The sequence below is a fragment of the Pseudomonas putida W15Oct28 genome (assembly GCF_000708715.2).
GTDB lineage: Bacteria > Pseudomonadota > Gammaproteobacteria > Pseudomonadales > Pseudomonadaceae > Aquipseudomonas > Aquipseudomonas putida_R.
Genome location: NZ_JENB01000097.1, coordinates 1 through 661, shown reverse-complemented (window position 1 = coordinate 661; position 661 = coordinate 1). Strand labels below are relative to the sequence as shown.

The 661-nt window shown below is 64.8% G+C and carries 1 pseudogene; it reads left to right on the top strand.

From position 1 onward, the window contains the following. Positions 1-661 (top strand): annotated as a pseudogene (locus AK81_RS27580) (RHS repeat-associated core domain-containing protein); the annotation flags it as partial.

The window sequence follows — 661 nt, the reverse complement described above, 5'->3', positions numbered from 1 at the left end:
GGTTCTACGACCTGGCGGGCAACAACACCCGCGAGCATCAGCACTTCAAGTACATGAAGCAACCGAAGGTCGCGGTGTTCCAGCATGAATACGACGCCCTCAACCTGCGCGTGGCCACCACCCGACCGGATGGCCATCGGATCAGCTGGCTGACGTATGGCAGCGGTCACCTGCTCAGCCTCAAGCTCGACGACCGCGAACTGCTCAGCTACCAACGCGACGACCTGCACCGGGAAATCGCCCGGGAGCAAGGCAACGGGTTGATCCAGCGCCAGGCCTGGACGCCGAACGGCCAGCTACAACAGCAGACCCTGGCCCGGCGCGGCGCCACCACGCGCATTGCGCTGCGCGACTACGCCTACGACCCCAGCGGCCAGCTCACCCACATCAATGACCTGCGGCGTGGCGATACCTTCTACCGCTACGACCCGGTCGGCCGCCTGCTCGAAGCCGGCGACTACCACAAAAAAGAAATCTTCGCCTTCGACCCCGCCAGCAACCTGCTGGACCCAAAGGCACCGCCCGGCCCCAACCGGCACTCACCGCAACGGCTGAGCGACAACGTACTGCGCAGCTATTGCGGCACGCAGTACCGCTACGACGAGCGCGGCAACCTGCTGGAGCGCACCACCGATGGCAAGCAAGGCCATTTCACCTGGGA